Below are 11804 nucleotides of genomic sequence, written 5' to 3' on the forward strand. Positions count from 1 at the left end.
CCATGGAACACAAGATCGGGCTCATCGGCTGCGGCACCGTCGGTCAGGGGCTGCTCCAGATCCTGCACGACAAGAAGGACTATCTCCGCGACGCCTTCGGCTTCGAGGCCAGGGTCGTGGCCATCGCCGACAAGCTCAAGGGCACGCTCCTGGTCCCCGGGGGCATCGACATCCCCGCCGTCCTGGCCCTCCTCGCCGCGGGCAAGGGCCTGGCCGAGTATCCCCGGGCCGCCGGGGGCCGGACCGAGCCTCTCGACCCGCTGGACATGATCGGCCAAACGGACGCCGACATCATCGCCGAGATGACCTACACCGACATCAAGACCGGCGAGCCGGCCACGAGCTACATCAGGAAGGCCCTGGAACTCGGCAAGCACGTCGTCACCTCGAACAAGGGCCCGGCCGCCCTCCATTACCGCGAGCTCCACGAGCTGGCCAGCCGGAACGGCGTCCAGTTCCGCATCGAAGGCACGGTCATGAGCGGCACGCCGGTCTTCCACCTGGTCGAATGCGGCCTGGCCGGCAACTCCGTCCGCGAAGTCAAGGGCATCCTCAACGGAACGACCAACTTCATCCTGAGCAAGATGGAGACCGAGGGCATGGATTACGGACCGGCCCTGGCCCTGGCCCAGAAGCTCGGCTACGCCGAGGCCGACCCGACGGCCGATGTCGAGGGCTTCGACGCCCTGGCCAAGGTCGTCATCCTGTCGAACGTCCTGCTCGGCGGCTCCCTCAAGACGTCCGACGTCCCCTGCAAGGGCATCTCCTCGATCACCAAGGCCGACGTCGAGGCCGCCAAGGCCCAGGGCTTCCGCTACAAGCTCATCGGCCAGACCCGGCTCGAGAACGGCGCCGTCAGGGCCGGCGTCTCCCCCCAGAAGCTGCCGCTCTCCGACCCCCTGGCCGGCGTCATGGGCGCGCAGAACGCCCTGACCTTCGACACCGACCTCATGGGCAAGGTCACCATCCAGGGCGCCGGGGCAGGCAAGATCGAGACCGGATTCGCGATACTCTCAGATATATTGGCGGTCCACCGGGGCTGAAACGCCGGGGGGGGCGGTCCCCCAGACGGCCGGCTTGACTCTTCCCCTGCCTTCTTTATATGCTAGGGACGCAGCTTTGGCTGTGTCATGCCGTTTGCCCTAAGAACGCTCTCCCGGCCCTCGAGGCCGTCGTCTGCCATCCGATCCCCACAGGAGGTCCCATGAGTACCGCCCCGACCTATTCGCCCGGCGTCATGAAGTACGTCGAGGCCGCCAAAGAGCTCCTGGCCGAGCGCGACGCCGCCCTGGCCCGGATGAAGGCGATGCGCTTCGACACCATCGCCGTCCACGGGCTCTACACCGTCGAAGAGGCGCTCAAGAGGAACCAGGGGGCCGTCATCGAGCCCCTGTACCTGTCCACGTCCCAGGCCTACGCCGATTCCGACGAGCTCGAGGCAGCCCTGGCCTACCTCGTCCCGACCTGGTGCTACACGCGGATCGCCAACCCGACCACCTATTATCTCGAATGGGTCATGGCCCTGCTCGAGGGCTACCGCACGGGCTGGGACACGTCCTGCTGCGTCACGGCCTCGGGCATGGGGGCCATCATGTCCGCGGTCGATCCCCTCCTGGTCAAGCAAAAGGAGGGCCCTGAGCGCATCAATTTCGTCTCCTGCATCCAGGTCTACGGCGGAACGTTCCAGCACTTCTCGCTCCGTAAGATGCAGGAGCGCGGCATCGAGTGCCGCTGGGTCAGGCACCCCTGGGACATCCAGGACTGGAAGTCGAAGATCGACGAGGACACCCGCTTCCTCTACATGGAGATGCCTTCCAATCCCCAGCAGTCCTTCGCCGACATCAAGGCCCTGGCCGACCTCGCCCACTCCTGGGAGATCCCGGTCATCGTCGACGCCACCTGCGCGACGCCGGCCCTGATGCGGCCGATCGCCCACGGCGCCGACATCGTCGTCCACTCGCTGACGAAGTCGATCACGTCCGGCGGCTTCGCCATCGGCGGAGCGCTCATCAGCCGCAAGCCCATCACGACCAAGGTCAGGAACGACCATCCCCTGTTCAAGGACAGCTACGCCGAATACGTCAAGTTCCTGCCCTACCGGGACAACGGGCCGGCTTCGGCGCCGGTCAACGCCCTCTTCGCCCTGAACGACCTGCGGACCCTGCGCTCGAAGATGGACCTCGTCAGCGCCAATTGCCAGACGATCGCCGAGCACCTCCAGAAGCACCCGAAGGTCTACCAGGTCGACTACCTCGGCCTGCCCAGCTACCATCTTCACGAGATGGCCGCCAGGTACATGAAGCTGGTCGATTCCGACGACGGGACGGGCCGCGAGATCAACCGCTACGGCCACCTGATGAGCTTCCGGGTCGACGGGCCGCCGGAGAACGCCCGCAGGGTCTTCGACCGGTTCAAGATGATCTACCGGGCCACCGACCTGGGCCGGATCAAGAGCGTGGCCACCATCCCGGCCATCTCGACCCATCAGCAGCAGGGCGAGGAGGCCCGGCGCGCGGCCGACGTTCCGCCCCAGCTCATCCGGCTCTGCGTCGGCGCCGAGCATCCCGACGACATCATCGCCGACCTCGACCAGGCCCTGAAGGCGCTCTAGGCCCGCCGCCGGCGGCGCCAACAGCGCCGGCGGGCGCGGGAACCGGGACCGGGACGGCCGGAAGGCCGTCAGCCCCGCCGGGCGAAGATCGATCCGGCGATGCCGAACGCGCCGCAGATCTCGCCGATCTCCGCGTCGTTCAGGCCTTCGCCCGCCTCGCCGATCGTCAGGTTCAGGTACTCGTAGCGGGCCGCCGTCTCAGCGTACTCGATCCGGTCCACGGCGCGGGTGACGGACCTGTCCGAGCGGGCGATGACGCCGTGCTTGCTCCAGACCGCGATCCGGTGGGAGCGCAGCGCGGCGGACGTCGCGGCCACGAGCCCGGCCGAGCCGGGGACCTGGAAGCGGATGGAGCCGAGCCCTTCCGGCAGGTTCACGACCGTCTCCGGCTGCCAGCGCAGCAGGCGGCGGCTCAACTCGTCCTCGGACCTATAGAGTGGGATGTGGCTCAGGTAGGTCAGGAACACCGGCTGGGCGTGGACCACGGCATGGAAGTTCGTGCCCGTCGCCGCGACCTGGTCCTGGTGCACGGCCAGGTGGGAGTTGAGCTCGCTGGTGAGCCGGGCGAACAGGCGCCGCGGCGACGTGTAGAGCCGGCCGGTCAGGCCGCCCTCGTCGACGGTGACGATCCCCAGGTTGGCCGCCGGGTCGTGGAGGATCTCGCGCAGCCGGCGGCCGGATCCGGTCACGAGCAGCGAGCCCCCGGCCAGGGCCGGCGCGGCGACCGGCAGGTCGATCGCCTCCGCGTTCGGGAAGCGGCGCCGAGCCTCGATCGGCCAGCTGGCGTAGGCCGAGATGTTGCCCGCGGCGCCCTCGCAGGAATCGATCTGGGACAGGCGCTGGCCGGCCTCGCCGATCATGGCGACGAACTCGTCCAGCTCAGGGAACGGCGCATCGATGGACATGGGACTGCTCCTCTCGCGCGGCATTATCGGCCCCGTCTCCGGCGGATGTCAAGGCTTCGCCGTCCCGGGACGGGACCGGCTCAGCCGAACTCCTCGGGCCGGATGCCCTTGAGATAGTCGACAAAACGGCGGTTGGCGTCGAGGCCCGCCTTCTTTTTTTTCTGGTAGATGGAGAAGAGGTCCTCCTTGACGCGGATGCCCGGAAAAAGATTGACCAGCCGGCGGCGGCGGAGATCCGGGACGATGGCGTACTTGGGGAGGAGGGCGATGCCGAGCCCTTCGGCCGCAGCGTTGATGATGCCGCGGATATGGTCGATCTCGATGACCGATTCCCGCTTGAAGGCCGGCTGCTCCTCCCGGGGGATCTCGTGCACGAACCGGCCCCACCAGGCGGCGTTCTTGTCCAGGGAGATGATCGTCTGCCCCTCGAGGTCCTTGGCCGCCGCGACGGTCCGGCCCCTCAGGTAGGACGGGGCGGCGACGACGGCGTATTCCTCCCGGAAGAGATCCGTCCGTTCGAGCCCGGCCAGGGCGTGCTGGCGGCAGTCGACGATCAGGTCGACGTCGTCGCTTATCAGGGCCGGCAGGGGATCGTTGGTGAACCGGAGATCGACACGGATGTCCGGGTTGCGGGCCAGGAAGGGCTTCAGGTGCCGGACGAGGACCAGCGTCCCGAATTCGACCGTCGCCCCCAGCCGGATCGTCCGGACGCGCCGGACGCCCGTCGACAGCGCATCCTCGGCCTTCTCGAGCTCGCCGAAGATGGCCCGGCAGCTGCGCGCCAGCTCCTGGCCCTCGGCCGTCAGGGCCAGGCGCCTGCCCCGCCGCGCGACCAGCTCGCACCCGGCGCTCGTCTCGAGCTTCCGGATGGCGTGGCTGACGGCCGATTGGCTGACATGGATCCGGCCGGCGGCCCGGGTGAAGCTGAGGGTCTGGGACAGGGCGTAAAAGGTCCGCAGCTGGTAGAGGTCGAGCCTCGTATGAACCTTATTCATGCTTATCATAAATATTATGCGCTTTTTTTATAGCCATGTCCATGCTAACTTCCGCCTGTCAGGCCTGAAGTCCGATCGACGGAGGGAGCCATGGAAGCGAACCGATGCACGGTGCCGAAGCCCGAGAGCGAGGCTGTCCGGGACTACGGTCCGGGCTCCGAGGACAAGCGCCTGTTGAAAGAAGCGCTGAAGAGCGCGCTCGACCGCCCGGTCGAGATCCCGCTGGTCATCGGCGGAGCCGGCGTCACGACGGGCCGAATGACGGAGATCCGCTGCCCCCACGACCGGTCCGCGCTTCTCGGGTCGTACCACACGGCGGGCCGGGAGGAGGCCCTGGCGGCCGTCGAGGCGGCCCTGAAGGCCAAGCGGGACTGGGAAAGGACACGCTGGCAGGACCGGGCGGCCATTTTCCTCCGGGCCGCCGACCTCCTGGCCGGGCGGTACCGCTGCGATATCGTCGCGGCCACGATGCTCGGCCAGAGCAAGAACGTCTTCCAGGCCGAGATCGACGCGGCCTGCGAGCTGGCCGATTACCTGCGCTTCAACGTGGCCTTCATGAGCCGCATCTACGCCGATCAGCCCGAGGACCAGGCTCCCGGGACCTGGACCCGCCTCGACTACCGGGCCCTGGACGGCTTCGTCTTCGCCGTGACCCCGTTCAACTTCACGGCCATCGGCGGCAATCTGCCGACGGCCCCGGCCATGATGGGCAACACCGCGGTCTGGAAGCCGGCCAGCACGGCCGTCCTCAGCGCCTCCGTTTTCATGCGCATCCTGACCGAGGCCGGCCTGCCCCCGGGCGTCATCAATATGGTCCCGGGGCGCGGGGCGGACGTCGGCGACCCGGTCATCGATCACCGGGACCTGGCCGGCGTCCATTTCACCGGATCGAACGGGACCTTCGAGGCGATCTGGCACCGGGTCGGCGTCAACGTCAAGAACGCCGCCTACCGGAATTATCCGCGGCTCGTCGGGGAAACGGGGGGCAAGGACTTCGTCGTCGCCGCCCCGGACGCCGACCCGGAGGCCGTCGTGACGGCCCTTTTCCGGGGAGCCTTCGAGTACCAGGGCCAGAAATGCTCGGCCACCAGCCGGGCCTACATCCCGCGGTCCATGTGGCCGGGGATCAGGAGCCGGCTGGCGGACCTGGCTTCAGGCGTCCTGGTCGGGGACGTGACCGACTTCAGGACGTTCATGGGCGCCGTCATCGACAAGCCCGCCTTCGACAACATCGTGAACTACATCGAATATGCCCGCGCTTCCAGGGAGGCGGATATCGTCATCGGGGGGACCTATGATGACAGCCGCGGCTATTTCGTCCGGCCCACGGTCATCGAAACGGCCGACCCGAGGTTCAGGACCATGGAAGAGGAGATCTTCGGCCCCGTCCTGACCGTCCATGTCTATCCCGACGGGGAATTCGAGCGGACGCTCGATCTCATCGATTCGACCAGCCCCTACGCCCTGACCGGCGCCGTCTTTTCGACGGGCCGCGAGGCGATCCGCCTGGCCCTGGAGCGGCTGGCCCATGCGGCCGGCAACTTCTATGTCAACGACAAGACCACGGGAGCCTGCGTCGGGCGGCAGCCTTTCGGCGGGGGCAGGATGAGCGGCACGAACGACAAGGCCGGCAGCGCCCTCAACCTCATCCGCTGGACGAGCCCGCGGACGATCAAGGAGAACTTCGACCCGCCGCGGACGATCGACTACCCGCACATGGCCGAAGCCTAGGGCTCAGGACTTCGGCAGGTACCAGCAGATGACCTTGGGCTCGGTCATCTCCTGGAGGGAGAACTTGATGCCCTCGCGGCCGAGGCCGGAGCTCTTGATGCCCCCGAAGGGCATGGAATCCAGCCGGTAATCGGTCGAGTCGTTGATCATGACCCCGCCGCAATCCAGGCCGTAGGCCAGCTTGAAGGCCATGTCGACGTCCCGGGTGAACAGGGCGGCGTGAAGGCCGTAGTCGATGCTGTTGGCCTCGGCCAGGGCCTGGTCGGCGTCGTCCACCGGGTAGAGGTTGACGGTCGGGCCGAAGACCTCTTCGGCATGGACCTTGGCCGTCTTCGGCACGCCCTCGAGAACGGTCGGCTCGAGGAGGGCGCCCGTGCGCCGTCCGCCCGCCAGGACCCTGGCCCCGGCCTTCTCCGCCTCCCGGACCCAGCCTTCGAGCCGCTGGGCCTCGCCCTCCGTGATCATCGGGCCCATGTCCGTCTCTTCCTTGAGCTTGTCGCCGATCTTGTAGCCCCTGGTGATGTCCACGAAGCGCTTCTTGAAAGGCTCGTAGACGTCCCGGTGGACGTAGATGCGCTGGACGCCGATGCAGTTCTGGCCGGCGGCCCAGAAGGCGCCGGAGACGCAGGTCTCGGCCGCCCACTCCAGGTCGGCGTCCTTCCAGACGATGACCGGCGAATTGGAGCCGAGCTCCATGCCGATCTTCTTCAGGCCGGCGAGCTTGGTGATGCGCAGCCCCGCCTCGACGCCGCCCGTGAACGAGATCATGCGCGGCCGCGGGTCGGCCACCATCGCGTCGCCGATCTCGCCCCCGTAGCCGGTGATGACCTGCATGACGAGCGGCGGCAGGCCGGCTTCCATGAAGGCCTGGACCAGCTTGACCCCCGACAGCGGCGTGACCGTGGCCGGCTTGAGCACGACGGAATTGCCGGCCGCGACGGCCGGGCCCAGCTTGTGGGCGACCAGGTTCAGAGGGTCGTTGAAGGGCGTGATGGCCAGGACGATGCCGATGGGCACGCGCTCGTAATAGCCGCGCCGCTTCTCGCCGCCCGGGAACGAGCTGAAGGGGATGGTCTCGCCCTGGATGCGCTTGGACTCCTCGGCCGAGGCCGTCAGGGTGTTGACGCAGCGCCGGGCTTCCTTGCGGGCCTCGCGGATGGTCTTCGAGCCCTCCCGCGCGATCGTCGTGGCGAAATCGTCGAGGCGGCTTTCCACGATCCGGGCCGTCTTGAACAGGATCTGGGCCCGGTCGTAGACGCTCATCTTCCGCGAGACCTCGAAGCCCTCGGCCGCCGCGGCGATGGCCTTGTCCACGTCGGCCGCGCCGCCGCGCGGCACCGTGTCGACCAGGGAGTTGTCGAAGGGATCCCGGACCTCGATCTTCTTCTCGCGGTCCACCCACTCGCCGCCCAGGAGCATCTTCATGGTCGCCCTCCTCGCCTCAACGAATGGACCTCCGGAGCGAGGCCGGAGGCCCCGGACAAGGAGGAATACTACCGGCAGCCGCGGGGGCTGTCAAGGATCCCCGCCCCCCTCCGCGCGGCCGGTTGAATTCCCCCGGCGCATCCTTTACAATCGGCCCGATGGCCAAGCTCGTCATCCGCGGCAACCACGGCCTCCGGCTCAAGGGCGAGGTCCGCATGAGCGGGGCCAAGAACGCCGTCCTGCCGGCCATCGCCGCCTCGCTGCTGACGAGCGAGGAGGTCCGGCTCACCAACGTGCCCCGGGTCCGGGACGTCGAGACCATGCTGACGCTCGTCGACGATCTCGGCGGCTCGCACCGCTCCGCCGGCGACGCGGTCGCGCTGCGCGTGCCGCGGCTCGGCTCGGACGAGGCCTCCTACGAGCTCGTTCGGGCCATGCGCGCCTCCGTGCTCGTGCTCGGCCCGCTCACGGCCCGCTTCGGCAAGGCCGTCGTGGCCCTGCCCGGCGGCTGCGCCATCGGCTCGCGCCCGGTCAACCTCCACATCGCCGGGCTGCAGAAGCTCGGCGCGGCCATCTCCCTCGAGCACGGCTACATCCGGGCCGAGGCCGGCCGCCTGCACGGCGCCGAGATCGAGTTCGAGAAGAAGACGGTCACGGGCACGGAGAACCTGCTCATGGCCGCCGCCCTGGCCAAGGGCGAGACCATCCTGCGCAACTGCGCCCGCGAGCCCGAGGTCACGGACCTGGCCGTGCTGCTCAACAAGATGGGCGCCAGGATCGACTGGCCCGAAGCGGACACCGCCCGCATCCACGGCGTCCGGGAGCTCGGCGGGGCGGAGCACGCCATCATCCCCGACCGCATCGAGACCGGCACCTTCCTCGTCGCCGGGGCCCTGACCCGCGGCGACCTCCTCATCCGCGGCGCCGTCGCCGGGCACGTCGAGAGCGTCATCGACAAGCTCCGGGCCTCGGGGGCCGCGATCGAGCCCGAGGGCGAGGACGCCCTCCGCGTCGTCGGCGCAGCCGAGGTCCGGCCCCAGGACATCACCACCTCGCCCTATCCCGGCTTCCCGACCGACATGCAGGCCCAGTTCATGGTCCTCCTGACCCAGGCCCCCGGCACCTCGATCATCACCGAGACCATCTTCGACCGCCGCTTCTCCCACGTCAACGAGCTCGTCCGCCTCGGCGCCTCGATCGAGGTCCAGGGCGACAAGGCCGTCGTCAAGGGCCGGACCCCGCTCTCCGGGGCCGAGGTGGTGGCCACGGACCTGCGGGCCTCCGCCGCCCTCGTCCTGGCGGGGCTCGTCGCCTCCGGCGAGACGACCGTGACCGAGATCGAGCACCTGGACCGCGGCTACGAGCGGATCGAGGAGAAGCTCCGCGGCCTCGGGGCCTCGATCGAGAGGCTCGGGCCGTGAGCGCCTCCGCCTCCGGCTGCCTCTTCTGCCGCATCGTCCGGGGCGAGATTCCGGCCAAGGTCCTGTTCGAGGACGACCGCGTCTTAGCCTTCGAGGACGTCCGGCCTCAGGCGCCGGTCCACTTCCTGGTCATCCCCAAGGAGCACTTCTCCTCGCTCGACGACATCCCCGGGGAGCGGCAGGCTCTCCTCGGCGAGATCCTGCTGCGGGCCCGGACGATCGCCCGCGACAAGGGCGTCTCCGGGAAGGGCTACCGGATCGTCCTCAACACGGGAGCGGAGGCCGGCCAATCGGTCTTCCACATCCATTTCCACATCCTCGGCGGGCGATCCCTCGGCTGGCCCCCGGGGTGACGGGCGGAGGCCCGGACGGCGGCGCGCCATGGCCTATCTCATCGACGGCAACAATCTCCTCGGCCGCATCGCTCCGCACGAGCTGCGCGAACGCTCGGGCCGCGAGGGCCTCGTCGCCCGGCTCCTGGCCTACCAGCGCGTCACCCGGGCCCGCATCCATCTCGTCTTCGACGGCAACCCCGAGACGACGCCGACCGACATCGCCGTCAACCCGAAGTTCGTCATCCATTATCCCGGCGAGGGCCGCAGCGCCGACGACGTCATCCTGGACATGATCGCCGCCCAGGCCGACCGTCGTCGCTTCTTCGTCGTCAGCTCCGACCGGGACATCCGCGAGGCGGCCAAGAAAAAGGGACTGGTCGCCGTGACCTCGGACGTCTTCGCCCGCGAGCTCAAGACGGCCCTCAAGGAAGGCAGGAAGCGGCGCGAGCTCGACAAGCGGACGGAAACGCCGACGGATCTCGAGATCGATCTGTGGGACGAGATGTTCAGGACCAAGCCATGAAGAAGTTCTCCATCGTGGGGGCGGGCCGGCTGGGAACGTCGCTGGCCGCGGCCCTGGTCCGGCGCGGCTGGGAGCTCGAGGTCGTCGCCGACCGGGACGTCCGGGCGGCCCGCGAGAGCCGGCGCATCATCGGCCGGGGCCGGGTTTCCGCCTCGCTCGCCGCGGCGGCCGCGGCCAGGGGCCTGGTCATCATCGCCGTGCCCGACGACGCCGTCGGCCGCGCCGCCGCCTCCCTCGCCCGCGCGGGCGGGCCGTGGGCCGGCCGGGTCGTCCTGCATACGAGCGGGCTCCTGCCGTCCTCAGTCCTCGGCCCCCTGGCCCGGCGCGGCGCCAGCGCGGCCTCCCTGCATCCCGTCCAGGCCTTTCCCCGCAAAGACCTGCCCGCGTCGGTCTTCGCCGGGATCACCTGGGGGGTCGAAGGCGGCGCCGCGGCGGTCGAGGCCGCGGAGACGATCGTGCGCGCGCTCCGCGGCCGCGTCCTCCTCGTCGCGGCCGGGGACAAGGCCCTCTACCACGCCGCCTGCGTCCTCGCGTCCAACGCCCTCGTCGCCCTGGAGTCGACGGCCGCCGGGCTGCTCGAGCGGACGGGGCTCGACGCCGAGGCCGCCGCCGCGACCCTCGCTCCCCTCCTGCAAGGAACTTTACAGAACGTAAAATCGCTTGGCCTGGAAAAGGCCCTGACCGGGCCGATCCTAAGGGGGGACCTGAAGACGGTGCGCCGGCACCTGGAAGCCCTCAAGGGGGCGCCACGGGAAAGAGAGGTCTATGCCGTCCTGGGCGGGAGGATCCTCAGCCTGGCCGCGAAAAGGGGCTTGCCGCCCGGGCGGGTCAGAGCAATGAGGCGTCTGCTCGAAGATAGATGACCTCTTCCTCGAGCCGGATGCCGGATATCCGCTCGACCCTGTCCTTGAGCTCGGCGGCCAGGGCCAGGACGTCGGCGGCCCGGGCGTTCCCCCTGTTGACGATGAAATTGCAGTGGCCCTCGTAGACCGCCGCGTCCCCGACCGACAGGCCGCGGGCGCCGGCCCGTTCGAGGAGCTGCCCGGCGGCGACCCGCTCCCCGGAAGCGGGGCAAAAATTCTTGAAGTAGCTGCCGGCGCAGGCCGTGCCAAGGGGCGGATGCTTGACCCGCCGCTTTTCCAGTATATCCCTGATCCTGGCCTCGGATCCCCGGGCGTCCCCAGGAGAACACAACAGGGTCGCCGAGAGGACGATGCCGGAGGCCTTCTTGAGGGCCGAATCCCGGTAGCCGAAGCCGAGGTCCGCCCTGGCCAGGGTCTTCCGTTCGCCTCCCGGCCTGAGGACGACCGCCGTCTCGACCGCGTCGCCGATGCTCGAGCCGTAGGCGCCCGCGTTCCCGTAAACGGCGCCGCCCACGGTCCCGGGGATCCCGGCCAGGAACTCGAGGCCGGTCAGGGAGGCCCCGAGGGCCTCGCGCAGGACGCAGGGCAGGCCCGTCCCGGAAAGAACCGTCAGCCGGCCTTCGCCCCGAGAGACGCCCTCCAGGCGGTTGCGGACGATGAGCCCCCTGTAGCCGGCGTCGTCGAAAAGGATGTTGTTCCCCCCGCCGATCACGTAGAAAGGATATTTCCAGGAGACCGCCAGGGAAACGGCCGTTTCGAGCTCGGCTTCCGTCCTGGCCTCGATAAAGAGGTCGGCCGGGCCGCCGATGCCGAAACTGGACATGGCCGAGAGAGGCACGTTCTCGGACAGGGCCGGGCCCAGCTTCTCTAGAAAGGCCCGCCTGAGGGCCGATTTCGGGTCCATGGCCGATATTATACCCCAGTCCCCCTTGCTGGCATATTTTTTGCTATAATTCAGGCGTGCGCCGACGCTCCCAGCCGCTTATTGACAAAGA

11 protein-coding genes are annotated in these 11804 nt (G+C 68.8%); 7 read left to right on the top strand and 4 right to left on the bottom strand.

What is annotated here, in order from left to right; all coding sequences use genetic code 11:
- Window positions 1-2 precede the first annotated feature (2 nt).
- Together ABFD52_12725 and ABFD52_12730 are read left to right on the top strand one after the other, a co-directional pair.
- The gene (locus ABFD52_12725; GenBank protein MEN6561629.1) at window positions 3-1043 is read left to right on the top strand and encodes a homoserine dehydrogenase; all 1041 of its coding nucleotides are present in this window, start codon (window positions 3-5) and stop codon (window positions 1041-1043) included.
- A gap of 161 nt (window positions 1044-1204) precedes the next feature.
- A complete protein-coding gene (locus ABFD52_12730) occupies window positions 1205-2611 on the top strand; it encodes a PLP-dependent transferase (GenBank protein MEN6561630.1) in 1407 nt (468 codons plus the stop codon).
- A 68-nt stretch (window positions 2612-2679) separates the two neighbouring features.
- On the opposite strand, the gene ABFD52_12735 is transcribed toward ABFD52_12730, so the two are convergent.
- Both ABFD52_12735 and ABFD52_12740 read right to left on the bottom strand, forming a co-directional pair.
- Entirely contained in the window at window positions 2680-3516 is an 837-nt protein-coding gene (locus tag ABFD52_12735) for a class II aldolase/adducin family protein (protein ID MEN6561631.1), read from the bottom strand.
- Between the two features lie 80 nt (window positions 3517-3596).
- Window positions 3597-4511: a LysR family transcriptional regulator gene (locus ABFD52_12740; protein ID MEN6561632.1), complete on the bottom strand. Its 915-nt coding sequence runs from the start codon at window positions 4509-4511 to the stop codon at window positions 3597-3599.
- Window positions 4512-4601: 90 nt separating this feature from the next.
- On the opposite strand from ABFD52_12740, the gene pruA reads away from it, so the two are divergent.
- On the top strand, window positions 4602-6242 hold the full coding sequence (gene pruA / locus ABFD52_12745) for an L-glutamate gamma-semialdehyde dehydrogenase (GenBank protein MEN6561633.1): 1641 nt from the start codon (window positions 4602-4604) through the stop codon (window positions 6240-6242).
- Between the two features lie 3 nt (window positions 6243-6245).
- Here pruA and ABFD52_12750 read toward each other — a convergent pair whose 3' ends face one another.
- Complete coding sequence (locus tag ABFD52_12750; GenBank protein ID MEN6561634.1) at window positions 6246-7667, bottom strand: aldehyde dehydrogenase family protein; 1422 nt, start codon at window positions 7665-7667, stop codon at window positions 6246-6248.
- A gap of 158 nt (window positions 7668-7825) precedes the next feature.
- On the opposite strand from ABFD52_12750, the gene murA reads away from it, so the two are divergent.
- Genes murA through ABFD52_12770 form a run of 4 tightly spaced genes read left to right on the top strand, consistent with a single transcriptional unit; the run spans window position 7826 to window position 10809 of the window.
- Window positions 7826-9088 (top strand): UDP-N-acetylglucosamine 1-carboxyvinyltransferase, encoded by a 1263-nt coding sequence (gene murA / locus ABFD52_12755; protein ID MEN6561635.1) that lies wholly within the window; start codon window positions 7826-7828, stop codon window positions 9086-9088.
- Complete coding sequence (locus ABFD52_12760) at window positions 9085-9441, top strand: histidine triad nucleotide-binding protein (protein MEN6561636.1); 357 nt, start codon at window positions 9085-9087, stop codon at window positions 9439-9441. The genes murA and ABFD52_12760 overlap by 4 nt, the downstream gene beginning before the upstream one ends.
- A 28-nt stretch (window positions 9442-9469) precedes the next feature.
- Entirely contained in the window at window positions 9470-9946 is a 477-nt protein-coding gene (locus ABFD52_12765; GenBank protein ID MEN6561637.1) for an NYN domain-containing protein, read from the top strand.
- Window positions 9943-10809, top strand: coding sequence for a Rossmann-like and DUF2520 domain-containing protein (locus tag ABFD52_12770; protein MEN6561638.1), 867 nt, complete (start codon window positions 9943-9945; stop codon window positions 10807-10809). The genes ABFD52_12765 and ABFD52_12770 overlap by 4 nt, the downstream gene beginning before the upstream one ends.
- Here the strand turns inward: ABFD52_12770 and murB are convergent.
- Window positions 10775-11713: a UDP-N-acetylmuramate dehydrogenase gene (gene murB / locus ABFD52_12775; GenBank protein MEN6561639.1), complete on the bottom strand. Its 939-nt coding sequence runs from the start codon at window positions 11711-11713 to the stop codon at window positions 10775-10777. The two genes, ABFD52_12770 and murB, sit on opposite strands and share 35 nt — an antisense overlap.
- Between the last annotated feature and the right edge of the window lie 91 nt (window positions 11714-11804).

The organism is Acidobacteriota bacterium (genome assembly GCA_039683095.1).
Taxonomy (GTDB): Bacteria; Acidobacteriota; Aminicenantia; order Aminicenantales; family Saccharicenantaceae; genus RBG-16-66-30.

Coding starts and splice junctions, on each gene's coding strand:
- murA (MEN6561635.1), top strand. CDS start 7,826: ATGGCCAAGCTCGTCATCCGCGGCAACCACGGCCTCCGGCTCAAGGGC.
- ABFD52_12770 (MEN6561638.1), top strand. CDS start 9,943: ATGAAGAAGTTCTCCATCGTGGGGGCGGGCCGGCTGGGAACGTCGCTG.
- ABFD52_12750 (MEN6561634.1), bottom strand. CDS start 7,667: ATGAAGATGCTCCTGGGCGGCGAGTGGGTGGACCGCGAGAAGAAGATC.
- ABFD52_12730 (MEN6561630.1), top strand. CDS start 1,205: ATGAGTACCGCCCCGACCTATTCGCCCGGCGTCATGAAGTACGTCGAG.
- murB (MEN6561639.1), bottom strand. CDS start 11,713: ATGGACCCGAAATCGGCCCTCAGGCGGGCCTTTCTAGAGAAGCTGGGC.
- ABFD52_12740 (MEN6561632.1), bottom strand. CDS start 4,511: ATGAATAAGGTTCATACGAGGCTCGACCTCTACCAGCTGCGGACCTTT.
- pruA (MEN6561633.1), top strand. CDS start 4,602: ATGGAAGCGAACCGATGCACGGTGCCGAAGCCCGAGAGCGAGGCTGTC.
- ABFD52_12725 (MEN6561629.1), top strand. CDS start 3: ATGGAACACAAGATCGGGCTCATCGGCTGCGGCACCGTCGGTCAGGGG.
- ABFD52_12765 (MEN6561637.1), top strand. CDS start 9,470: ATGGCCTATCTCATCGACGGCAACAATCTCCTCGGCCGCATCGCTCCG.
- ABFD52_12735 (MEN6561631.1), bottom strand. CDS start 3,516: ATGTCCATCGATGCGCCGTTCCCTGAGCTGGACGAGTTCGTCGCCATG.